Raw genomic sequence first — 21,973 nt, forward strand, 5'->3', positions numbered from 1 at the left:
CAACTGAGCTAACAACCCACTTTTCGGATATCTTTCCTTGCGCTGAAAGCGCAAGCTACGGACAACCCATTTTTTTCTTGCGCAGAATGCGCATGCTACAACAGAATGCACAAGGTACGGGTGAAGGCAAAAGAAGTGGTGGGTTGTGCAGGATTCGAACCTGCGACCAATTGATTAAAAGTCAACTGCTCTACCAACTGAGCTAACAACCCACTTTTTAGTACTGCCTTCCGTTGCCATTTGTCCTTGGCAACGGCGGCATAGTTTACTTAAATAACGCTGTGATGCAACTGATAATTTCAGTTTTTTGTCTGACTGCTTACTATTCGATCAGTTGTTGGACCGATGTTACAGGTTTGACAGGCGTTGCTTCGCCAAATTCGCTTCGGTACTGTCCGAGTATTCGGTCAATACTTGCTGATAAAACGTCTTGGCATCGGCAGTTTTGCCTTGCTCTGCAGCGATAACACCCAACTTCAACAAGCAGTCTGCACGCTTATTGCTGTCTGGGTAGTTGTCTACCACTTGTTTAAAGTGGTCATGCGCCTTCTGATATTCTTGCTGGGCATACAACAACTGACCTAACCAGTAATGAGCGTTCGGCACATAGGTTGAGTTAGGAAAGTTCTGCAAGAACGATTCAAACGCTGGAATCGCGGCATCGTAGCGCTTATCTTCAAGCACTAAGGCGATAGCTTTATCGTACGCGTCGTTTTCGCTCATATTGGCGCTGTAGCCGCTATTACTGCTATTTGACGCGGTACTACTACCTGAGTTGCTTGACGTCGGTACCGTCTGCATGTCATCCATGCTGTACGATGACCCACCACCTTGTTGCTTAAGCTGACTAAAGCGACGGTCAATTTCTTGGTAGATTTCGCGCTGACGCTCTAACAGCTGCTCCAGACGATACTCGTGCTCTTCGGTTATCCCCCGAAGCTCAGCGACGTCTTGTTGCAATGAAGATAGTGTATCAAGCATTTCGAGCTGGGCGCCCTGACGCGCATCAAGCATACGCTCGATGGTGGCTAGACGTTGCTCAAGTGAACTGGCTGATTGATTTAGGCTGGACACTGGTGCCTGCGCCATAGCGGCAGCAGGCATCAGTAGACAGATAGCCAATAATGATTTTTTCATGAACTATCCGTTTTATTTAGTTAAACGTCGAAGTGGCTATTAGTACACCAATACCGCGCGACGGTTTTTCGCGTACGCACGTTCGTTCGAAGCGTTCACTAATGGCTTCTCTTCGCCATAAGAAACGGTTGAGATTTGTGAATCTTGTACACCTAAGTTAACTAGGTAATCTTCAACCGCTTTAGCACGACGCTCGCCCAATGCGATGTTGTACTCTGGCGTACCACGTTCGTCAGCATGACCTTCGATAACGATGGTAACGTTAGGGTTTTTAACTAAGTAATCAGCGTGTGCGGCTAGCAACTCTGCATACTCAGATTGAACTGAAGAACGGTCAAATGCAAAGTAGATGATGTGCTCTTTGCGCAGCGCTTCCATCTGTTCTTCGCGAACTTCTTCAGGGGTCTTAGCACGGTCAGCTGAACCGACTTGTACACCTGACTGATCGCCAGACTCAGACGTTTGGTTCGTTTCTTGACCTGCACCCATACCTGAATCAGTGCTTGAGTTAGAGCTACACGCGGCTAAAGTTGCCATTGGAACGGCAATCGCCAGAGCTTTTAATAATTTGTTGAGCTGCATCCTAATGATCCTTATCGTTATCCAGTTGATCAAACCGTTCGGTTTACTAAATTAATTTTGATTAAAACTCGCGCAATTCTGCACAAGCTTACACTACTTTTATAGCACTTTTACAAGCACTTACATAAATGGCGACCACGATGGTGACTTCACTTCGCCGCTACTAGCCGGTAAACGCGCCTTAAAACGACCGTCTGTCGACACTAACGCTAACACTTGTTTATTGTTATGCGTAGTGCTGTAGATCACCATACTGCCATTAGGTGCCACACTTGGTGATTCGTCCAACGCCGTGCGAGTCAGTACTTGCATCGTACCCCGCGGGAATTCCTGCCGCGCGATGTGATAGTTACCGTTAGTGCGGTTAACTAAAATCATCGATTCGCCCGAAGGCATGACCGTGCCACCTAAGTTTTGCTCACCTTCAAAAGTTAAGCGACGCACCTCACCTGAAGATAAATTTACGCTATATAATTGCGGTCTTCCACCTCTTTCTGAAGTGAAGACGATCGATTTACCATCAGGCGTCCAACTTGGCTCAGTATCAATCGTACGATTCCGCGTTAAGCGTTGCAAGTTTTTAGTCTTAAGATCCATAACATACAACTCAGGATTGCCATCTTTTGACAATACCATCGCCATTTTCTCGCCGTTTGGAGAGAACACTGGGCTGCCGTTAATGCCAGGGAACGAGGTCACCTTCTCACGTCGAGTGGTGTAAATATCTTGTACGAAAATTTCTGGTCTTTTGTTCTCAAAGCTCACATACGCCAATTTATTACCATCGGGCGACCATGAAGGAGACATCAAAGGTTCTGGGCTACGCAGCAAGACCTTTTCATTTGCACCGTCATAATCCGCGACCAACAATTTGTAGGGATACTGGTCATCTTGATTAACGGTTACATAAGCAATGCGAGTCATGAAGGCACCCGGCTCGCCGGTCAATGCCTCGTATACGACATCAGAAATACGATGCGAATATTGACGGAACTGATTGCCATCGATGACTGAGCTACGCGCATCTAAAATATGATCGTTGCTTTGCACCAACTGTCCATTTTTTAGCATTTGTGCGTTGCCGCCGGTAATTTGCCCGCGTAACACATCCACTAACTGGAACTTAACCATGTAACGGTCAACGGAGTATGGTTCTACGGTGCCCATCAGCACCGCTTCGACACCCATCTTCGCCCATGCCGAATAGTCCAACTCTTCATCATTCACCGGATACTGAGGCATCGCTGACTGTGGGATCGGGTTAAACTTACCGCTACGGGTTAAATCCGCTGCGATAACATCTGTAAGGTTACCCGGCGCTTCACCGTCACCTAACCATTTAAATGGCACGACCGCAATCGGACGCGCACTGTCGATACCTTCGGTGATGACAATTTCTAACACCCCGGCTCGAGCGGTCGACGTGACTGCCATAACTAAGATACATAAATTCAAAAACAGCTTTTTCATGGTTCACCTTACGTTTATAACTGCGGTTTAACCGTTAGTTTAATGGTACTCATCTGTTGGTAGACTTCGGGATCTTCTGACACCGGTAGCGTGGTCGCTTTTAATACCGCATTCTCGGCCGAGCGACATACCGCTGGATCACCCGCCCCCGTGGTCACCGACTTAACGAATCCACTCGGCGCCAAGCTAATCGTCAGCTCACAGGATTTCCCAGACATCGAATCATCTACGTTCCAGTTGCGCTGAATAGTCTGTTGGATCAGCGCTTGGTATTTTTCAAGTTCGCTCAACACCTGGCGGCGACGTGCGGCCGAGCGGCGTTGACGCTCTTCTTCCATTTCTTTTTGCAACTGAGCTTCACGTTCTGCCGCTAACCGACGCTGACGCTCTTCTTCTTCGCGACGTTTGCGTTCGGCCTCACGCTGTTTGCGTTCTTCCTCGGCTTTACGTGCCGCTTCTTCGGCCTCTCGTTCGGCTTGCGCGCGACGCTCTGCGGCTTGTTTTGCCGCTTGCTCTTCTTTGCGGCGTTGCTCAGCCAGTTGTTCAGCTTCTTTTTTGGCTTGTTGAGCACGCTTGCGTGCCTCGGCCGCTTGCTGTTCTTCTTGCTTTTGCTGCTCAGCAATCTGCTCTAGGCGCTGCTGCTCACGCTCACGTGCTTTACGTGCTTCTGCCGCTTTACGCTCAAGCTCTTGAATACGCTGCTGTTCAGCACGACGTTCAGCCGCCTTCTGGTCTTTAATGCGTTGTACTTGGCGCTCAACCGCAGCTTTATCCACCGACACCGCGTTGACGATTTCTTCCGGCTGCGGATCCATCTCACTTTGGTCTAAATTCACTTGCATGGGCGTAGGCTCAGGTGAAGTGAATTCGAAGCTCACCAACAACACTGCCGCTATCGCCGCGTGAATGCCTATCGAGTAGACTAAAGGTAACTTAAAACTCTCTGCTGACTTTGCCACAACTAATTATCCGCCGAATCTGTCATAAGCCCAACTGACGGTACGCCTGCGCGCTGCAGTAACACCATCAATTGCACAATTTGATTGTACGAAACCGCCCCATCACCATTCACCATCACCGGTGTTTCTGGCTCAACCTGCAAATGTGCCGCCACTAAGGTCGCCACTTCATCGGCACTAATCGGCACATCAGGATCGGTTCCCTGATTCAGGTAGTAATTACCCTCGGCATCAACCGAGGCGACCAACGGTGGGTTGGTATCTTTAGCCAACGGCTCTGCCGTGGCTTTCGGTAGCTCGACCTTAACCCCTTGCGTGATCAGTGGTGCGGTAACCATAAAGATAATAAGCAACACCAACATAACGTCGATGTACGGCACCACGTTAATTTCTGCGACCGGTTTACGGCGCTTACGTGGCATCACCATCATAGCGCGTCACCTTTTACATTTTTGCTGTTAGACAACGTTTGGCGTTGTAAAATTGCAACGAACTCATCAATAAAGTTCATGTACTGGTTATCAACTTTCTCGACACGGTTGGTAAAACGGTTGTAAGCAATAACTGCTGGGATGGCAGCAAACAGACCCATCGCTGTTGCAATCAATGCTTCTGCGATACCCGGCGCGACCATGGCGAGCGTCGCCTGTTTAACGGCACCCAGTGCGATAAAGGCATTCATGATACCCCATACAGTACCAAACAAGCCGATGTACGGGCTGATAGACCCGATGGTTGCGAGAATACCGAGATTAGAATCGAGTTTTTCCAGTTCGCGGGCGTGCGCGACACGCATGGCGCGGAAGGCGCCTTCAACGCGCGTTTGAGGGTCAGCGTTTTCGTGGTTACTGAGCCGTGCGAACTCTTTGAAACCCGCGTGGAACAGTAACTCCATACCGCGGCTGTTTTTCGCACGGGCTGAAATTTCTTGATATAAGCGAGCGAGGTCGACGCCAGACCAAAACCGATCTTCAAATTTGAGCGCATCGCTGTGGGCTTGTCCAATGACCTTTTTACGTTGGAATATGAGTACCCAGCCCCACACGGACATTGCCAATAGCATGAGCATCACCAATTTAACCAGTAAACTGGCCTGCAAAAACAAATCAATAAAGGACAATTCTGCTTCCACGCTAACTAACCTCTGCTTTTATCGCTTGTAAGATACTATCGGGTATTGCGACCGCTTTCATCGCATCTTTGTCGACACATGCGGCTTTCACCCGTGCCTGACAATGTAAGGTGCCATCGGCGCCCACCACTTGCTGTGTAAACACTAAGGATGCTTTCTTGACCTGTTCGACCACGACGGTCACGGTCAGTTCAGCATTAAACCTTGCTGCGGCTTGCAAGTCGAGATCGACATGACGCACCACGAAGGCTCTATTGTGATCTAACCAGCTATCCTGTTCAATCCCTAAAGACCTTAACCATTCTGTCCTAGCCCGCTCAATAAACTTGAGATAATTCGCATAATAAACGATACCACCTGCATCGGTATCCTCGTAATAGACCCGTATGGGCCAGCTAAAGACCGTCTCTTGCATAAAAATTCCTTGAGAAATGACCCTTTCGCCCCAATACTTTGTAAAAGATTGAAAAAGTCACACTGATTAAATTATCAACAGACTTTTATTTATGACAAATTTGAAACAATCAAATTTCAACACACTGTTTTGTATACAATTTTTTGTTTTGTTGCTTTTTTGTTGCGCTATTTTCGAACAATATACAATTTCTTCATATTAGTTTTTCTAATCTGAAGATGTAATTTTTCTAGCTTGATGACGCCTCATTCGGGCGTATAATAGCTCCTAAATCGAGATGAGGAGATTGGTTGTCACTTCTTCTTAGATTGTTACTTACTTTTTTTGATTACTTAAAGTAGGTTCCCTGGATTTTTAACTTCCTTCTTGTTGTTCTGTTTGCCCGTTCCATTTGGTTCGGGCTTTTTTTTACTCAATTTTTACCCTTTCAATGCCTTTTTTACTCTTCTGCGTTGGGATTTAACCCAAAGTGGCGATAAGCGCGTGGCGTTGCAATACGACCACGGGGCGTGCGTTGTAAAAAGCCTTGTTGAATCAAATAAGGCTCGAGCACATCCTCGATGGTGTCCTTTTCTTCTCCGATAGCTGCGGCTAGGTTGTCTAAACCCACAGGACCGCCTAAAAACTTCTCCATAATCGCGAGCAGTAGCTTTCTATCCATGTAATCAAAGCCGGCTTGGTCGACATCCACCATAGTCAGTGCGGCACTGGCAATATCTTGATTCACTTTACCATCGGCTTTTACTTCGGCGTAGTCGCGTACTCGGCGTAACAATCGGTTAGCAATCCGTGGCGTACCCCGCGAACGACGCGCGATTTCTTGTGCCCCACCGACGTCCATATTCACGTTCATATAATGCGCCGAGCGCTTTATGATCTCGGTCAATTCTTCGACTTGGTAAAACTCCAAGCGCTGCACAATGCCAAAGCGGTCGCGCAGTGGCGATGTCAGTGCGCCTGCCCGCGTCGTCGCGCCAATCAGCGTAAACGGCGGTAAGTCGAGTTTTATAGAACGCGCGGCGGGTCCCTCACCTATCATAATATCGAGTTGGTAGTCTTCCATCGCGGGATAGAGGATTTCTTCAACCACGGGACTCAATCGATGTATTTCATCGATAAACAGCACATCATGGGCATCGAGATTCGTCAGCAATGCCGCGAGATCACCGGCCTTTTCGAGCACCGGTCCCGAAGTGGTTTTGATGTTCACATCCAGCTCGTTCGCAACAATATTGGCTAAGGTCGTTTTACCCAAACCAGGCGGTCCAAAAATCAATAAGTGGTCGAGCGCTTCCTCACGCTTGCGCGCCGCCTCAATAAAGATTTCCATCTGTTCGACGACGTGCTTCTGACCGGTATAGTCGGCGAGCTTTTTAGGACGAATGGCACGGTCAATGGCTTCATCATCGCCTTGTACATCGGCTTCGATAATGCGGTGACTGGGGATGTGATCTGCTTCAATCATAACCTATTCCAAAGGCTGTTCGGCCTATTAAGACAATTGTTTTAGCGCACTGCGAATAAGCGTTTCGCTACTTTCGCCTTGCTGATATACCGCTTTTAATGCTTTTTCGGCTTGTACCGGTTTATAACCGAGCGCCAATAATGCACTTAACGCATCGTTGCGCGCATCGGCTGGGTGCACCAACGCATCACCGCTGACATTATCAAGCGGCGCAGCATCGGTCGCTGGCGTGCTCGAGCCTTGCCAATCTTTCAGGCGATCGCGCATTTCAATGACCAGGCGCTCGGCGGTTTTCTTACCCACGCCAGGTAGTTTGACCAAGCGGCTGACATCATTTTGGTTCACCGCCCAGACAAACTCATCGGCACTCATGCCTGATAATATGGCGAGCGCCAGCTTAGGTCCCACACCCTGAGTTTTAATCAATAGTCTAAACAAACTGCGCTCAGCGAGCGAGTTAAAGCCATATAATAATTGCGCATCCTCGCGTACGACAAAATGAGTCACTAAGGTGACGGGCTCTCCAGTGGCAGGCAGCTGATAAAAGCAGGTCATCGGCAATTGAATTTCATAGCCGACCCCTTGCACATCGACTAACACTTCGGGGGGTTGCTTGCTGACTAATGTGCCATGAATTTGTCCGATCACAGGATGTCCTCTTGATTATTCTAATGAATGCCCGTACTAGCGGCGTAAACGCCCGCGCACGATTTTACGTGCTGCACCCGACATTTTAATTAAACTTTGCGCGCTGTGCGCATGGCAAAGGGCGACCGCTAATGCATCCGCGGCGTCCGCTTGAGGTGATTTACTCAAATTGAGTAATGCCATAACCATGTGCTGTACTTGTGTTTTATCGGCGCCGCCGTTACCTACGACGGCCTGCTTTATTTGCCGAGCGCTATACTCAGCCACCGGTAAATCGGCACATGCCGCGGCCACGATAGCAGCCCCGCGCGCTTGCCCTAACTTTAACGCAGAATCTGGGTTGCGTGCCATGAATACTTGCTCAATCGCGAATTCATCAGGTTGGTATTGTGTGATGAGCTCGACCACGCTGTTATGAATGCGTTTGAGTTTCTCGGCGAGACTCAGCGGCTGAGCAGTCGTGCCTGTGGCACGGATGCAGCCGCTGGCTATATACGATAAATGGCGCCCTTGTTGCTGAATTACACCAAAGCCCGTTAAGCGTGAGCCTGGATCGATACCGAGGATCACGCTCATCGGTAGTTACTCATCCAGCTTTGCCAATACGTCGTCCGAAATATCCGCATTGTGGTAGGCGTTTTGCACATCATCTAAATCCTCAAGTGCGTCGAGTAGTTTGAGGAAGGTGCGCGCGCCGTCTTCATCTAAGTCGACTTTAGTGTCCGGCACCATAGTCACTTCGGCGTTGGTTGCTTCAGCACCGGTGGCATCTAACGCGTCTTTAACGGCGCCAAACACCTCTGGGCTAGTGAACACATCAATGTGACCGTCACCGTGATTCAACACATCATCAGCACCCGCTTCAATCGCTGGTTCGAGAATGATTTCTTCACTGGTTTCGCTACCATAACTGATGACGCCGCGTTTATTAAACAAGTACGCCACCGAGCCGTCGGTGCCTAAGTTGCCGTTGAACTTATTAAAGGCGTGGCGCACTTCAGATACCGTGCGATTACGGTTATCGGTCATGCACTCGAGTAAGATGGCGACACCACTGGGGCCGTAGCCTTCGTAGGTCAACTCTTCAACGTTTTCACCTTCAAGTTCGCCAGAGCCACGCTTGACTGCGGTATCGATGGTATCGCGCTTCATGTTATTAGAAAGCGCTTTATCAATCGCCGCCCGTAAGCGCGGATTCGTCTCGGGATCACCGCCGCCCTGACGCGCCGACACGGTGATTTCTCGAATCAATTTGGTAAAGATTTTGCCGCGCTTTGCATCTTGCGCGGCTTTACGATGTTTTATGTTGGCCCATTTGGAATGACCTGCCATGTCTCACTCCATTTGTTGCTATTCGTCTTTGTCTTCCACCGTACTCTTAACGCCCAGCTCTTGCAATGCATCGGGGTTCGCCAACCCGGGTGCATCGGTCAACACGCACGCAGCGGTGGTGGTTTTCGGGAACGCGATGACGTCACGGATTGAGCTTGCACCGACCATCAACATGACCAAGCGGTCCAAACCAAAGGCTAAACCGGCGTGTGGTGGCGTACCGTATTTTAACGCTTCGAGTAAGAAACCGAATTTTTCTTTGGCTTCTTCTGCACCAATGCCGAGTACTTCGAACGCAGCTTGTTGCATGGCGTTATCGTGAATACGAACTGAACCACCACCCACTTCAACGCCATTAAGTACCATATCGTACGCGTTTGAAAGCGCCTGTGCTGGATTCGCTTTAAGCTCGTCTGGGGTGACGTTAACCGGCGCGGTAAACGGATGGTGCATCGCGGCTAAACGGCCTTCGTCGTCTTCTTCGAACATTGGGAAATCAACCACCCACAACGGACGCCATTCGTCGCTCACCAGCTCAAAGGTTTCACCTAACTTAAGGCGTAACGCGCCCATCGCTTCGGCAACCACGTTGGCTTTGTCTGAACCAAAGAACAGGATATCGCCGGTCTCTGCCTCAGTGCGCTCAAGAATCGCGTTAAGCGCTTCATCTGGCAAGAATTTAAGGATCGGTGACTGCAAGCCCTCACGGCCTTGGCTTAAGTCGTTCACTTTAATCCACGCCAAGCCTTTAGCGCCGTAAATACCGACAAATTGCGTGTATTCGTCGATCATCTTACGCGATACGTTGTCTGCCTGACCCGGCAAGCGAATCACGGCAACACGCCCTTTTTCATCGTTTGCAGGACCCGAGAATACTTTAAACTCGACGTCTTTTAACAAGTCAGCGACATCGACGAGTTCCAATGGGTTACGTAAATCGGGTTTGTCTGAACCAAAACGACGCATGGCTTCATGCCAGGTCATGGTCGGGAACTTGCCTAAATCGATATCAAGCAACTGTTGGAACAATTGACGTGTCATGGTTTCGGTGACTTCCATCACCTGCTCTGCACTCATAAACGAGGTTTCGATATCAATCTGAGTGAATTCAGGCTGACGGTCAGCACGCAAGTCTTCATCACGGAAACACTTCACGATTTGATAGTAGCGGTCAAAGCCCGACATCATCAGCAATTGTTTAAATAACTGTGGGCTCTGCGGTAATGCAAAGAAACGCCCTTTGTGCGTACGGCTCGGTACCAAATAGTCACGCGCGCCTTCAGGCGTAGCACGGGTCAACATCGGTGTTTCAATATCTAAGAAACCGTTGTCGTCGAGAAAACGGCGCACGGCACTTGCCACCTTGGCACGGAACTGAAGGTTTTCGTTCATTTGCGGACGGCGCAAATCAAGGTAGCGATAACGTAAACGTGCTTCTTCACTCACTTGCGAGTTAAAGTCGATAGGTAGCGGTTCGGAGCGGCTCAAGATAGTCAGATCTTTGGCTAAGATCTCAACTTCGCCGGTTTTCATGTTGGCGTTGACTTGGCTGTCTGGACGACGGTTTACTTTACCACGGATTTGTACGCAGAACTCTTGGCGCAGACGGTTTGCCTGCTCAAACAAGGCGTTTTCGTCGGGGTCAAAAACCACTTGAACCAAGCCTTCGCGGTCACGCAGATCGATAAAGATCAAACCACCTAAATCGCGACGTTTGTTGACCCAACCACATAAAGTCACTTCTTGTTCGGCTAGTTCGGCAGTTACCTGCCCACAGTAATGCGTTCGCATGCGCCTTTCACACCTTTTATTCTGCTGAATGATTTAAAGCGCATATTATAGCGAAATGGGCGCTAATGTCATCCGAGTTAAGGTGCGGCTAACCTGACATCGTTCTTGCCCGCATCTTTTGCCGCGTACATGGCTTTATCGGCGGCACGCAATAAAGCGTTTTCATCGCTACCGTGCTGAGGAAATAAGCTCACACCGATACTGGTACTGACTTCGAGCATGTGCGTTCCAATCTGATACGGCCGCGCAATATGTACCACCAATTTACGCGCCACCGCGAGGGCAGCGCTGGTAGTCGGTGTGGTGGGTAAAAGTATGACGAATTCGTCCCCGCCGTAACGACACACGGTATCGGAGCGTCTTAACAGACTTTGCATGCGTTGTGAGGCGTGGATAAGTAACTCGTCACCCACCTCGTGACCAAATTGGTCGTTGATTTGCTTAAAGCCATCGAGATCGAGAAACATGACAGCGAACGCTTTATTTGAGCGCTCTGCTTGCAAAATTGCTTGATCTAAACGGTCAGATAACAATTTACGGTTAGGTAATCCGGTCAGTTCGTCATGCGTTGCCACGTAACGAATGCGTTTCTCGGCATCTTTGCGAAGCTTGACCTCTCGACGTAGACGGCTGTTTCTAAAAGCAATCAATAAAAACACTAAGATAACACCTGAGCCGACTTTCAATGCGATTTGAATCAGTTCTTCATCGCTCCAACCGGTTTGCAACTCGTAGCCGTACCACTTGTTGCGTAACTGGTTTTGTTGGCTCTGAGTGATGTTGTCGATGCCCTTGTTGAGGGTCACGACTAATGGCTGCCAATCACTGCGTACACCAAAGAATAAATCTTGCCCTGGTGCATCATCGAGCACCTCGAGTTGGGCATTTGCGATAGGTCGGTTTTGTAGCTCATAAACTAATATGGGCAGGCTATCGACATAGACATTAATTTGATTTTCTTTAAGCGCATTAATGGCGTTATCGATTACCGGGTATTCAATAACCTCGGTGCCGCGTTGGTTGCGCAGTAACGACACGACACTGTAGTCCTCAATAATGCCTAACCGTTGACCGCGAAGATTACCGACGCTGACACTGCCGCGCGAATCGAGCGCTTCTTTATTCAGGTACAGTACTGACCACGGCATCGACCAATAGCGCTGAGTAAAGCTGGCATAGCGCGAGCGATCTTCTGAATATGACATACTCGGCAAAATATCGATGGTGCGCTCTTGTAAGGCAACCAAGCATTGGCTCCAAGCGCCACAGGAGGTCCATTCAAGAGTGACAGGTAAGTGCTGTGAAATGAGGCGTAGCATATCAGCGTCAAAGCCAACACCGTCGCCATTTTCAATACCAATCAGCGGCATGAGGTTATTCGGTACACCCACACGAATCGTGTCATGCTCGGCTAACCATTCATCAGTATCGAGTAATGCCCCAGAAACGGCGCACATCCAACATAGTGCGATACATCCGGCTAGGTGTTTTATTGTTCTCATTTTAACCTTGCTTCCTTGCATTAGGGCGAAAACCTAGAATTAGTATTAATGTCCGATTGGGATTCATCTTTATAGTTCAGCTTTTATTACCGTTTAATCTGTGCCTGAAGGCGAATTAACGTTAAACTACACTTATATTTTGGACCGCTTACACAGTTATTTCCTATGAGTCAGCAGGATACAATTTACTCTAAAGCTTTACCCAGCGTCGGCGACTTCCGATTTGATGAGCATGTTGTCGAAGTCTTTCCTGACATGATTAATCGTTCAGTGCCCGGCTACGCTACGATTATACAGACGTTACCACAACTAGCTGAACGTTATAGTCAAAATGATACAAATGTGTATGACTTGGGTTGCTCGCTCGGTGCAGCCACGTTGGCGTTACGCAAAGGTTGTGAGAAACATCACGGTAATCACATTATTGCCGTTGATAATTCGCAACCGATGATTGATCGTGCGCGTCTGCATTTACAAGGCTTTAAAAGCGATATCCCCGTTACTTTTAATTGCCAAGACGTGCAACTAACGCCGATCGAAAACGCTTCAATCGTGGTGTTAAATTTTACACTGCAATTTGTACCAAAAGAAGACAGAGATGCGATCATTGAGAAAATTTATTCAGGATTAAACCCTGGTGGCGTATTGTTAATCGCGGAAAAAGTAGCACACCCCGATCGACATGTTCACGAAACTCTCGTTGATCTTCATCATGACTTCAAGCGCGCTAACGGCTACAGCGAGCTAGAAATCAGTCAAAAGCGCGCGGCTATCGAGAACGTCATGAAGATTGATACCCTAGATACGCACTTTGCTCGTTTTAAGCACGCCGGTTTTGCCCATGCGGGGGTCTGGTTACAGTGTTTTAACTTTGCGGCGATGCTCGCGGTTAAAGGAGAATGATTCATGGAGATGTTTGCCAAGGACCTCAGTGCGCTTGCCGACAGCCCTCACCGTCAATGGTTAACCACCTTACCTCAGCAACTGAATGCGTTTCTACAGTCGCCTCATGGTGAGTTTAGAAAGTGGCAGCGCGTACTTAAACAGCTCCCACAACTGGCGACCGACCATGTCGTCTTAGGTGACACCATACAGGTTGGCTTGCCCGAACAAGCCAGTGATTCAGACAGAGCCCGAATGAACGGCTTATTAAAGCAGCTCCAACCATGGCGGAAAGGACCTTTCGATTTATTTGGACTATCGATTGACACCGAATGGCGCTCAGATTGGAAATGGCAGCGCGTCCAACCTCACCTAAATAATTTGAACGCTCAACAAGTTTTAGACGTGGGTTGTGGTAGCGGCTATCACCTATGGCGAATGTTAGAGGCAGGCGCAGCCAACGTTTGGGGGATTGACCCAGGTGAGTTATTTATGACTCAATTTCAAGCAGTTAAGCAAATGATGCCAAGCCAAATTGCCGACCGTGCACACTTCTTTCCCGTCGGAATTGAGCATATGCCCTCACTTCAAAGTTTTGATACGGTTTTTAGCATGGGAGTGTTGTATCATCGCCGTTCACCACTTGAGTTTTTACAACAACTTAAAAATTTATTAAAACCAGGTGGTCAGTTGATCTTGGAGACCATCGTAGTCGAAGGTGATGAACATACGGTAATGATGCCGGGCGAACGCTATGCTAAAATGCGTAATGTTTGGTTTTTACCCAGCGCCAAAGCCCTCTGTGTTTGGCTAGAACGATTAGGTTTTAAACAAACTGAAATTGTTGACCATAACCCCACCTCACTTGACGAACAGCGATCAACTGAATGGATGACCGGTGAATCTCTAAAAGATTTTCTTGATCCAAATGACCCAAAAAAGACTATTGAGGGATACCAAGCACCCATCCGTGCAATCGTTAAAGCGACAATTTAATCGTCAGACAAGAGGTTAGACACTAATCCTATGCCACACTACAGAGCTAAGTCCACTTTGGAACAATGGCGCATTTTACAAGCGGTTGTAGACTGTGGTGGCTATGCACATGCAGCAGAGAAACTTAACAAGAGTCAGTCTTCATTAAACCATGCGGTTTCTAAGCTTCAGCAGGTGTTAGGCGTACAGCTTTTAGAAATAAAGGGACGCAAGGCCGAGTTAACGCATGTGGGTGACGTGATGCTGCGACGCTCTCGACAACTGACTCAAACCGTGTATGAACTTGAGCAGTTGGCTTGCAACATGGAACAAGGCTGGGAGCCAGAAATCAAACTCGCACTCGAAATGGTGTTCGATCGCAATGATTTAATCCCAGCGCTAAAAGATTTTCAAGAACATGGCCGCGGTTCCCGACTCACCATCGAAGACACTGTTTTGACAGGCACACTCGAGCACATACGTAACCAGAGCGCAGACTTAGTCATCACTCATCAGTTGCCCAAAGGCTATCTCGGTGAGCCCATTCATGACTACTACATGGATTTAGTTTGTCACCCTGCTCACCCACTTGCACAGCAAGACTCCCCGATTTCTCAAGATGAACTCGCTCAGCACTTGCAAATCGTTATTCGCGATACTGCAACGCAGCCGGCTGAAGAAGGGGGTTGGTTAAAAGCAGAGCAGCGCTGGACGGTAAGTCATTTTGATGAAGCCCTTCGCTTAGTACGCTCAGGATTAGGTTTTTGTTGGCTCCCCCCTTACATCGCTAAACGGGCCATGCAAAAGGGTTCATTGCGTAAACTAGAGCTTAAAGGGAGCACCTGTCGCAAAGGGTCGCTGTACTTAGTATTACCCAAGGGGGATAAAACAGGGCCGTGTTCACGCTTACTGGCAGATTTGGTATTGCGTCATGCCCCAAAGCGCCAAGAGGATGATATGGAAGCCAGCGCAGGCTAGCGCTGGCCCCGAGCAGCGTGGTTAAGGCTTAGGCTGGTAGCTGCTTGATGTACTTTTTCATATCATCCGCTAAAGCTGGATGACGCAGGGCGTGCTCGATAAATGCTTGAGCATAGCCCAATTTATTGCCGCAATCGTGGCTCTTACCTTTCATGTAATAAGCGTTCACAGGTGATTGCTCAAGCAACATCGCCATAGCATCGGTCAGCTGGATCTCATTGCCCGCACCGACTGGCGTTTTTGCTAATAAATCCCATAAACTTTCAGGGAATACGTAACGGCCAACAACCGCCAAATCTGAAGGCGCTTTATCGACTTCTGGCTTCTCGACCAATTGCTTTATCGGTGCTTGTTCACCTTCGGCCAGATCGACACCGTTAATATCGGCGATACCGTAATTACTGACCTGCTCATGGGGGACTTTTTCCACCATCACTTGCGCAGCACCTGATTCTTTGAAGTTACGCACCATTTCTGCCATGTTGTCTTGGCGGAGGTCACAGCTTGCAGAATCAACCAATACGTCTGGCAATACCACAGCAAAGGGCTCATCTCCCACCAGCGGACGCGCGCACAGGACTGCGTGGCCCAAGCCTTTTGCCTCACCCTGGCGTACGTGCATGATGGTCGTGCCTTTAGGGCAAATGGCTTGTACTTCTTCAAGTAGTTGACGTTTTACACGGCGTTCAAGCGTGGTCTCGAGCTCAAAGCTGGTATCAAAATGGTTCTCGATGGAATTCTTACTGGAGTGAGTCACTAAGATCACATCGGTTAAACCCGCTGCCGCACACTCTTCGACGATGTATTGGATTAATGGCCGATCAACTAAAGGCAACATTTCCTTTGGAATCGCCTTAGTGGCTGGTAGCATCCGCGTGCCTAAGCCGGCGACTGGGATGACAACTTTTTTAACCCGCTTGGTGCTCATGAATTCTTCCTTTTTCGAACATTTTTTCATAGGGGCACGTTTATACCCTGCCGAGCTGTTATAATGCAAATCCAATTTGTTAATAACAACGGCTTAGGTAAGGTGCCATGGGATTTTATTTAACCTCACGACAGGTTCCACAGCTTAAATCATATCCGTTTACAGAAAGAGCGCTCATTTTATCAATGGCGCAACAAGCGATGCCGGTGCCGCGTCGTATGATTTGTAACCTCGCTAAATTGGTCCCCATTTGCATCATCTTTTTTGCAATCGTGGATCTACCTGGGTGGTGGAAGGCCGTCGGTCTGCTCGCCGCGGGTATTGGCTACCCGTTATTTACCCAGCCTATCACGCTCAATATGTCGTTGCCTTACATTGACAAGGCTGTGCGTCAGTTTGAAGCACAACGCGCAGATCAGTTAGACGATGACGATGAGGACGACGAGAACGCCTGACGTTCAATACTGAGGATCGCATCGGGTAGTTGACAATGCACGCGCTTGACGTCGGAGTGGATATAACTGTGAAAACTGGCATGACGCCAAATACCCAAGGCCAGATCAGGCTTCGCTTGTGGCTGCATACGAATGCGATCGCCGACTTGCGTCCAACGAAATGTATGTTGTTGGGTATCTAAGATAGCAAATACCCCATCAAATGCCGTGCGTACCCGCGAGTGGCACAATTCAAAATTGATATGTTGCACAAGGTCGCGCGGATCGAGCACAGTATCATCACTGCCCGCTAAGTGCTGCCGGATCAGTGGGTCGATTAAGGTCTTCAACACCAGCAAGGGGATTAAGTTTTGCTCGGTTTGGCTATGTGCCGTCGCCATGACCACCAAAATTCGCCCGGCGGTTAGCGGTCGGTAATCAATCCAAATATTTGACTCTGCGCTATCGGCCACCTGGTTCTCAATATGATAGCCACCCACTTCGAGCGCTTGTTGTGGCAGTAAATTACTCGCCAAGCGTTCAACAATTTGGGCATCTTTATAAAGCTGGTTGATGTGACTATCGAGCTCCCATATATCACTGACATAGGTTTCTTCTAAACGATGGCGTTGTAAACAATGCTCGATGGCTTGGGTAATAGTGGTGAGGCTATCGATTGGCTTCACTAGGTAATCCCAAGCACCTAAACGAACCGCCTCGCGGATATCCGCCATATCAGCACTTGCGGAAATGACAATTACAGGCAAATGGGGGGCAATGCTTAACAGCCGCTCAATAACTTTGAGACCATTGATATCGGGTAACATAAGGTCGCACAGCACAATATCAGGCGCACTTTGTTGGCACAGTGATAAGGCCTGCTCACCGTACTCCACACAATGGACTGCATAATTTTGCTGGATGAGAAACTGCTCAACCACTGACTGAAACACGCGATCATCTTCAATCAGCAAGACTTGTTTTTGACCCATTCAGGCACACCTATCCTCGGACAATTACTCTAAGCATCGTCCAAGGCAGGTCTGTCGTCAATACAAGCTTTTCGATATATCCGGTGGGTCGGCTTACTGATCTTCCGAAAAGTCGATCTCTTCGGCGTCACCCTCAACTTCTGGAGGGGGGTTACCATCGTAAACTTCGTAACGCCAGTTTTGGTAATAGGCTTCTTTTACGAACGTGTACGGGTCGAGCGAGTTTTCTAACACCTGTTCTTGCTCACGTAAACGAAGGCGCAGAGATAAGCCTTTGATGGTATAGCGCGGGATATCCCAGTCATCGCTGATTTCCGTGTAGGGGAAGTAATTACCATCGACCCAGTCAGTACCGCGATCAATCACAACCGTTGGACCTAACACCGGTAACATTAGGAATGGACCGTTGGGTACGCCCCATACCGCCAGTGTCTGGCCTAGGCTCTCTTCACGCTTAGTCAGCCCCATTTCTGTTGCGGGATCGAGTAGACCCAACAACCCAATGGTGCTGTTGAAAAAGAAGCGTCCTGCAGTTACGCCGGCGTCCTTAAACTGACCTTGCAGCACGTTGTTGACGAATGACCAAGGCTCTTGCAAGTTTTCTAGCGCACGGTAAAGCGAGTTACGCACCGGTTCAGGCACGTTTTCGTATACCTCAGCGGCCGGTTTAATCACCGCTTTGTCCAACTCGCGGTTAAAGTCCCATACAGCCCGGTTTGTATCTTCAAAGGGGTCACGGGGGTCTGCATAAGGGTCATCCGGTTGAGATGAACACGCACCCAATACCAGCGTACTGGCAAGTAAAGCCCATTTAGGTGCGGTTTTAAGCCAATTAGTCATTCGCTACTTCCGTTACTTTTTGATTAAGAGTCAGCGCTACTTCTGCAGAACGCTGTGCATTTATAGTCACCGATTCGGCAAAGAGATCACCCGCCTGACGGTCAATTTTATCATCCTGCGATACCATCGCTTTCACCTGCCATTGATCAAGCCCACTTAAACGGTAATCGGCTAACATCGAATCGGCATCGGTCAACGTCACGGTAACGGGCCAGTCATTAACAGGCATACGTTTAACGGCAGCCGGCATCGGAGGCCCTTGCGTCGCAGTGACATAGATAAAGAGTGTACCTTGCTCAGGCAACTGCGCACGCATTTCCTCGCCTAAGGACACCGTTACTGTCACACTGCGATCCGCCGCTTGCATTTTTTGCTCGGCGTCGGCAATCGCTTGTTTCACTGCATTACTGCGCTGAGATTCCTTGTCTAATAACGGCAATAGCTGTTGCCATGCGGCAATAGCTTGCTGCCAGTCGCCTCGCTCATAGGCAACAAAGCCCGTTAGCGACAATGCCTCCACGTGCGTAGGTTGCTGTTGCAGTACACGTGCAAGCATGCCTGCTGCTTTACGCAGGTGTTCTTCTGTCGGAGACGACATCAAAAAGCGTGCATAACTAATTAACGTGCCGGTACGGTTAGGCGCCAGCGCCAGGGACTTCTCAAATGCTTGCTGAGCCTGATCAAACTGACGCAAATCAGACATGATACCGGCATACAACCACCATGCCATGGGGTCGTCGGGTTTTGCCGCAAGCTTTTGTCGCATGCCCAAGGCAAAGGTCTGCATCGATTCGACATCCGCTTGTTGTTGCTCCTGCAACAAACGCTGACCCAGTTCGGGTAGTTGCGCAAGCGCATCGTCGGCTTGTTTCTGTAACGACCAACTGCCAAACACGGCATAAAAGCCTACCGCTACAGCCAAAATAATGGCAATCGGAATAAATGGGTTGGCACGCTTCCAACTGACTTCACCCTCGATATCGCGACTGTCGCTAATGAAAGTTTTATCGAGTTCCAGTTTAGCTTCGTTATAGGCTTCTTGCGATATACGTTGCTGTTGTTTGTCCTGCTCAAGTTCCGCGAGACGTTCTTCATACCAGTCCCGGTTCTCGCTCTCACGATCGACACTTTGCCGCCGTTGGCGCAGGCCCGCCAGTAACACAATGATCACCGCAATGATCAGTAATACGGCCATCGCCAAATACAACTTAATCATGGTCTGGCTTCCTTAACTGTTTCAGTCGCTCTTGCTCTTCTTCTGACAGCGCTAGTGGCTGCTTGCGCTTACGAGACATCGCCCATGCGACCCCCACGCCAATGACAATAATCAGCAACGGTCCCCACCATAAAACACTGGTGTACCAATTAAACGGCGGTCGATAATGCACAAAGTTGCCGTAGCGAGCGACCATATAGTCGATAATTTGTTTGCGACTCTTACCTTCCATGACCATGGTATAGGTGCGGTCGCGCATGTCTGCCGAAAGCGGCGCGTTTGAATCGGCGATGTTCTGATTCTGACACTTCGGGCAACGCAACTCCTGAATCAATGTTTGATAAAGCTCGCGCTGCGCTTCCGTCTCAAAGGCATGTTCACGAATTGATGCTTGCCCAACCGCATACAAACTAAACAAGGTTGCTAGCAGCGCCAACGCGCTGATAACAGTGCTAGTGAAGGTACGCATTATTGCTTCGCCTCCTTCACCATTTGTTGGTAAATGCCTTTGAGCTGGTTTTCCCAGTTACGCGGATTCACATCACCCACATGGCGATAACGTACTCGGCCCTCGGCATCAATGAAATAAGTTTCTGGTGCTCCATATACACCAAACTCGAAGGCAACTTTACCCTCCGGGTCATAGAGGTTGACCGTGTAGGGGTCACCTAGGGTATTCAACCAATCCATGGCTTTGCCACGCGAATCGTCTTTATAGTTTAATCCAACAATCGGAATACCTTGCGCCGCGAGTTCATTTAAAAATTCATGTTCAGCACGACAAGTCGGACACCACGTCGCCCAAACATTGAATAATAAGGGTCCTTTTTTAAGTACTTGCTCGCTGTGTTGCTGGGTCGGATCAAACAGGTCCTGTGCGGTAAACTCGGGGACCGGCTTATCGATTAGCACCGACTCTAAGTGTGTTGGATCTTTACCCAGCCCTTTCAGGAGGAAAACCACCAACACGACAAAAAGCACCAATGGAACGAACAGTACTATCCACTTTTTGTTTGAACCTTGAGTCTCCTGTCTACTCATGCTTGGACTCCTTGTTTACGCTTGCGGTAACGCTTGTCAGCCATCGCAATTAGGCCACCAACAGCCATAATCAAGGCTCCGAGCCAAATCCAACGGACAAAGGGTTTGGTATAAAAACGCACCGCCCATTTGGTTTGGTTGCCTTGACCCTGCTCGAGCGGCTCACCCATGGCGACATACAGGTCGCGTAATAAACCAGAGTCTAAGCCGACTTCGGTCATACTCATCCGTTGCACACGATAGAAGCGTTTTTCGCTGACCACCTCTGTAACGTACTCACCATTTTCACTGACTGTAAAGACGCCATGGTCTGAATCATAATTAGGCCCCTCTTTATGAGTGAGATGTTCAAAGGTTAGATCGTATTGACCCACATTGACGGTTTGGCCGGGCTCTATCGAGATATCACGCTCGGTTTCGTAGTGCGATACAAGTGCTACACCTACGAGGGTGACAGCAAAGCCGATATGACCGAGCACCATGCCCCACTGGCTGGCCGGTATCCGACGCAAGGCGCTGACATCGCTCCCGCGCTGTTGCACACTTTGCAACACATCGGTGATGGTTGCCAATGCCACCCACAGTGCCAAGAATAGCCCTAAAACAGCCCATAAGTGCATTTCATCGGCCCATATTTTAGGCAGCACGAAGGCAAGAATGGCCGCCAATGCAAGGCATAATAGTAGTGGCTTTAACAGCGGCGCGAGCGGTTGTCTGCGCCAACGCATCCAAGGGCCAACACCGAGCATGAGTGCAAATGGCACGATCAGGTAACTGTACAGCTCATTAAAGAAGGGTTCACCAATAGAAATAGACCCCAAACCTAACTGTTTATAGACCAGCGGTAATAAGGTGCCTAATAACACCACCATCATGGCAGCCATCAGTAACACGTTATTCGCCAGCAAAAAGACTTCACGCGAGGCCGCCTCATACCGGCTATATCCTTGCATTTGTGAGGCACGCCAACCATACAAAGCGAGTGAACCGCCGATGACGATAGCCAATAACACCAGAATAAACAGACCACGAGTAGGGTCGGAGGCAAAGGCATGCACTGACACCAATACGCCTGACCGTACTAAGAACGTACCGAGCAAACTTAAACTAAAGGCTGCGATTGCCAGCAATACAGTCCAAGATTTAAAACTACCGCGCTTTTCGGTGACCGCTAACGAGTGAATGAGTGCTGTCCCCACGAGCCACGGCATAAAGCTGGCGTTTTCGACAGGGTCCCAGAACCACCAGCCGCCC

At 49.0% G+C, this 21,973-nt stretch carries 24 protein-coding genes and 1 tRNA gene; 4 read left to right on the forward strand and 21 right to left on the reverse strand.

What is annotated here, in order from left to right:
- Window positions 1–136 precede the first annotated feature (136 nt).
- The 14 genes from B2X00_RS06160 to B2X00_RS06225 form a co-directional block, all read right to left on the reverse strand.
- Window positions 137–212: transfer RNA gene (locus tag B2X00_RS06160), tRNA-Lys, on the reverse strand.
- A 136-nt stretch (window positions 213–348) separates the two neighbouring features.
- Window positions 349–1,137, reverse strand: coding sequence for a tol-pal system protein YbgF (gene ybgF / locus B2X00_RS06165; RefSeq protein WP_290486548.1), 789 nt, complete (start codon window positions 1,135–1,137; stop codon window positions 349–351).
- Window positions 1,138–1,176: 39 nt separating this feature from the next.
- Window positions 1,177–1,719, reverse strand: a complete 543-nt coding sequence (gene pal / locus B2X00_RS06170) for a peptidoglycan-associated lipoprotein Pal (protein WP_071463351.1) — start codon at window positions 1,717–1,719, stop codon at window positions 1,177–1,179.
- 120 nt (window positions 1,720–1,839) lie between these two features.
- Complete coding sequence (gene tolB / locus B2X00_RS06175; protein ID WP_290486549.1) at window positions 1,840–3,189, reverse strand: Tol-Pal system beta propeller repeat protein TolB; 1,350 nt, start codon at window positions 3,187–3,189, stop codon at window positions 1,840–1,842.
- A gap of 14 nt (window positions 3,190–3,203) precedes the next feature.
- On the reverse strand, window positions 3,204–4,148 hold the full coding sequence (tolA, locus tag B2X00_RS06180) for a cell envelope integrity protein TolA (protein ID WP_290486550.1): 945 nt from the start codon (window positions 4,146–4,148) through the stop codon (window positions 3,204–3,206).
- A 2-nt stretch (window positions 4,149–4,150) separates the two neighbouring features.
- Complete coding sequence (gene tolR / locus B2X00_RS06185; RefSeq protein WP_171903962.1) at window positions 4,151–4,573, reverse strand: protein TolR; 423 nt, start codon at window positions 4,571–4,573, stop codon at window positions 4,151–4,153.
- Window positions 4,574–4,575: 2 nt separating this feature from the next.
- Window positions 4,576–5,280, reverse strand: a complete 705-nt coding sequence (gene tolQ, locus B2X00_RS06190) for a protein TolQ (protein ID WP_290486551.1) — start codon at window positions 5,278–5,280, stop codon at window positions 4,576–4,578.
- A gap of 1 nt (window position 5,281) precedes the next feature.
- Window positions 5,282–5,695: a tol-pal system-associated acyl-CoA thioesterase gene (gene ybgC, locus B2X00_RS06195; RefSeq protein ID WP_290486552.1), complete on the reverse strand. Its 414-nt coding sequence runs from the start codon at window positions 5,693–5,695 to the stop codon at window positions 5,282–5,284.
- A gap of 439 nt (window positions 5,696–6,134) precedes the next feature.
- On the reverse strand, window positions 6,135–7,160 hold the full coding sequence (gene ruvB, locus B2X00_RS06200; RefSeq protein WP_071463346.1) for a Holliday junction branch migration DNA helicase RuvB: 1,026 nt from the start codon (window positions 7,158–7,160) through the stop codon (window positions 6,135–6,137).
- Window positions 7,161–7,187: 27 nt separating this feature from the next.
- Window positions 7,188–7,808, reverse strand: coding sequence for a Holliday junction branch migration protein RuvA (ruvA, locus tag B2X00_RS06205; RefSeq protein WP_290486553.1), 621 nt, complete (start codon window positions 7,806–7,808; stop codon window positions 7,188–7,190).
- A gap of 36 nt (window positions 7,809–7,844) precedes the next feature.
- A complete protein-coding gene (gene ruvC / locus B2X00_RS06210) occupies window positions 7,845–8,384 on the reverse strand; it encodes a crossover junction endodeoxyribonuclease RuvC (RefSeq protein WP_071463344.1) in 540 nt (179 codons plus the stop codon).
- Window positions 8,385–8,390: 6 nt separating this feature from the next.
- Window positions 8,391–9,140 (reverse strand): YebC/PmpR family DNA-binding transcriptional regulator, encoded by a 750-nt coding sequence (locus B2X00_RS06215; RefSeq protein ID WP_290486554.1) that lies wholly within the window; start codon window positions 9,138–9,140, stop codon window positions 8,391–8,393.
- Window positions 9,141–9,158: 18 nt separating this feature from the next.
- Entirely contained in the window at window positions 9,159–10,931 is a 1,773-nt protein-coding gene (gene aspS, locus B2X00_RS06220) for an aspartate--tRNA ligase (RefSeq protein ID WP_290486555.1), read from the reverse strand.
- Between the two features lie 77 nt (window positions 10,932–11,008).
- On the reverse strand, window positions 11,009–12,433 hold the full coding sequence (locus B2X00_RS06225; RefSeq protein ID WP_290486556.1) for a diguanylate cyclase domain-containing protein: 1,425 nt from the start codon (window positions 12,431–12,433) through the stop codon (window positions 11,009–11,011).
- Window positions 12,434–12,598: 165 nt separating this feature from the next.
- Here B2X00_RS06225 and cmoA point away from each other — a divergent pair, with 165 nt between their 5' ends.
- The 3 genes from cmoA to B2X00_RS06240 are packed head-to-tail and all read left to right on the forward strand — an operon-like array spanning window position 12,599 to window position 15,268.
- Window positions 12,599–13,336, forward strand: a complete 738-nt coding sequence (gene cmoA / locus B2X00_RS06230; protein WP_290486557.1) for a carboxy-S-adenosyl-L-methionine synthase CmoA — start codon at window positions 12,599–12,601, stop codon at window positions 13,334–13,336.
- A 3-nt stretch (window positions 13,337–13,339) separates the two neighbouring features.
- Window positions 13,340–14,311, forward strand: a complete 972-nt coding sequence (gene cmoB / locus B2X00_RS06235) for a tRNA 5-methoxyuridine(34)/uridine 5-oxyacetic acid(34) synthase CmoB (RefSeq protein WP_290486558.1) — start codon at window positions 13,340–13,342, stop codon at window positions 14,309–14,311.
- Between the two features lie 30 nt (window positions 14,312–14,341).
- Window positions 14,342–15,268 (forward strand): LysR family transcriptional regulator, encoded by a 927-nt coding sequence (locus B2X00_RS06240; RefSeq protein ID WP_290486559.1) that lies wholly within the window; start codon window positions 14,342–14,344, stop codon window positions 15,266–15,268.
- A gap of 28 nt (window positions 15,269–15,296) precedes the next feature.
- Here the strand turns inward: B2X00_RS06240 and galU are convergent, their stop codons facing one another.
- A complete protein-coding gene (gene galU / locus B2X00_RS06245; RefSeq protein WP_290486560.1) occupies window positions 15,297–16,196 on the reverse strand; it encodes a UTP--glucose-1-phosphate uridylyltransferase GalU in 900 nt (299 codons plus the stop codon).
- A 107-nt stretch (window positions 16,197–16,303) separates the two neighbouring features.
- Between galU and B2X00_RS06250 the strand changes: the two genes are divergently transcribed.
- On the forward strand, window positions 16,304–16,651 hold the full coding sequence (locus B2X00_RS06250; protein WP_290486561.1) for a DUF6170 family protein: 348 nt from the start codon (window positions 16,304–16,306) through the stop codon (window positions 16,649–16,651).
- Here the strand turns inward: B2X00_RS06250 and B2X00_RS06255 are convergent.
- The 6 genes from B2X00_RS06255 to B2X00_RS06280 form a co-directional block, all read right to left on the reverse strand.
- Complete coding sequence (locus B2X00_RS06255; protein WP_290486562.1) at window positions 16,612–17,622, reverse strand: response regulator; 1,011 nt, start codon at window positions 17,620–17,622, stop codon at window positions 16,612–16,614. The two genes, B2X00_RS06250 and B2X00_RS06255, sit on opposite strands and share 40 nt — an antisense overlap.
- A 93-nt stretch (window positions 17,623–17,715) precedes the next feature.
- A complete protein-coding gene (locus B2X00_RS06260) occupies window positions 17,716–18,462 on the reverse strand; it encodes an MlaA family lipoprotein (RefSeq protein ID WP_290486563.1) in 747 nt (248 codons plus the stop codon).
- A complete protein-coding gene (ccmI, locus tag B2X00_RS06265; protein ID WP_290486564.1) occupies window positions 18,455–19,678 on the reverse strand; it encodes a c-type cytochrome biogenesis protein CcmI in 1,224 nt (407 codons plus the stop codon). Before ccmI ends, B2X00_RS06260 begins: the two co-directional genes overlap by 8 nt.
- On the reverse strand, window positions 19,671–20,147 hold the full coding sequence (locus B2X00_RS06270) for a cytochrome c-type biogenesis protein (RefSeq protein ID WP_290486565.1): 477 nt from the start codon (window positions 20,145–20,147) through the stop codon (window positions 19,671–19,673). The genes ccmI and B2X00_RS06270 overlap by 8 nt, the downstream gene beginning before the upstream one ends.
- Window positions 20,147–20,719: a DsbE family thiol:disulfide interchange protein gene (locus B2X00_RS06275; protein WP_290486566.1), complete on the reverse strand. Its 573-nt coding sequence runs from the start codon at window positions 20,717–20,719 to the stop codon at window positions 20,147–20,149. Before B2X00_RS06275 ends, B2X00_RS06270 begins: the two co-directional genes overlap by 1 nt.
- The coding region (locus B2X00_RS06280) for a heme lyase CcmF/NrfE family subunit (RefSeq protein ID WP_290486567.1) at window positions 20,716–21,973 on the reverse strand (1,258 nt) is incomplete at its 5' end. The genes B2X00_RS06275 and B2X00_RS06280, both read right to left, overlap by 4 nt.

It is taken from the genome of Idiomarina sp. UBA3162 (assembly GCF_002364475.1).
Taxonomy (GTDB): Bacteria; Pseudomonadota; Gammaproteobacteria; order Enterobacterales; family Alteromonadaceae; genus Idiomarina.

Excerpts from the sequence above, each read along its gene's own strand:
- ybgF (WP_290486548.1), bottom strand. The coding sequence starts at position 1,137 with ATGAAAAAATCATTATTGGCTATCTGTCTACTGATGCCTGCTGCCGCT.
- pal (WP_071463351.1), bottom strand. The coding sequence starts at position 1,719 with ATGCAGCTCAACAAATTATTAAAAGCTCTGGCGATTGCCGTTCCAATG.
- tolB (WP_290486549.1), bottom strand. The coding sequence starts at position 3,189 with ATGAAAAAGCTGTTTTTGAATTTATGTATCTTAGTTATGGCAGTCACG.
- ybgC (WP_290486552.1), bottom strand. The coding sequence starts at position 5,695 with ATGCAAGAGACGGTCTTTAGCTGGCCCATACGGGTCTATTACGAGGAT.
- ruvB (WP_071463346.1), bottom strand. The coding sequence starts at position 7,160 with ATGATTGAAGCAGATCACATCCCCAGTCACCGCATTATCGAAGCCGAT.
- ruvC (WP_071463344.1), bottom strand. The coding sequence starts at position 8,384 with ATGAGCGTGATCCTCGGTATCGATCCAGGCTCACGCTTAACGGGCTTT.
- B2X00_RS06215 (WP_290486554.1), bottom strand. The coding sequence starts at position 9,140 with ATGGCAGGTCATTCCAAATGGGCCAACATAAAACATCGTAAAGCCGCG.
- aspS (WP_290486555.1), bottom strand. The coding sequence starts at position 10,931 with ATGCGAACGCATTACTGTGGGCAGGTAACTGCCGAACTAGCCGAACAA.
- B2X00_RS06225 (WP_290486556.1), bottom strand. The coding sequence starts at position 12,433 with ATGAGAACAATAAAACACCTAGCCGGATGTATCGCACTATGTTGGATG.
- cmoA (WP_290486557.1), top strand. The coding sequence starts at position 12,599 with ATGAGTCAGCAGGATACAATTTACTCTAAAGCTTTACCCAGCGTCGGC.
- cmoB (WP_290486558.1), top strand. The coding sequence starts at position 13,340 with ATGGAGATGTTTGCCAAGGACCTCAGTGCGCTTGCCGACAGCCCTCAC.
- B2X00_RS06240 (WP_290486559.1), top strand. The coding sequence starts at position 14,342 with ATGCCACACTACAGAGCTAAGTCCACTTTGGAACAATGGCGCATTTTA.
- galU (WP_290486560.1), bottom strand. The coding sequence starts at position 16,196 with ATGAGCACCAAGCGGGTTAAAAAAGTTGTCATCCCAGTCGCCGGCTTA.
- B2X00_RS06250 (WP_290486561.1), top strand. The coding sequence starts at position 16,304 with ATGGGATTTTATTTAACCTCACGACAGGTTCCACAGCTTAAATCATAT.
- B2X00_RS06255 (WP_290486562.1), bottom strand. The coding sequence starts at position 17,622 with ATGGGTCAAAAACAAGTCTTGCTGATTGAAGATGATCGCGTGTTTCAG.
- B2X00_RS06260 (WP_290486563.1), bottom strand. The coding sequence starts at position 18,462 with ATGACTAATTGGCTTAAAACCGCACCTAAATGGGCTTTACTTGCCAGT.
- ccmI (WP_290486564.1), bottom strand. The coding sequence starts at position 19,678 with ATGATTAAGTTGTATTTGGCGATGGCCGTATTACTGATCATTGCGGTG.
- B2X00_RS06270 (WP_290486565.1), bottom strand. The coding sequence starts at position 20,147 with ATGCGTACCTTCACTAGCACTGTTATCAGCGCGTTGGCGCTGCTAGCA.
- B2X00_RS06275 (WP_290486566.1), bottom strand. The coding sequence starts at position 20,719 with ATGAGTAGACAGGAGACTCAAGGTTCAAACAAAAAGTGGATAGTACTG.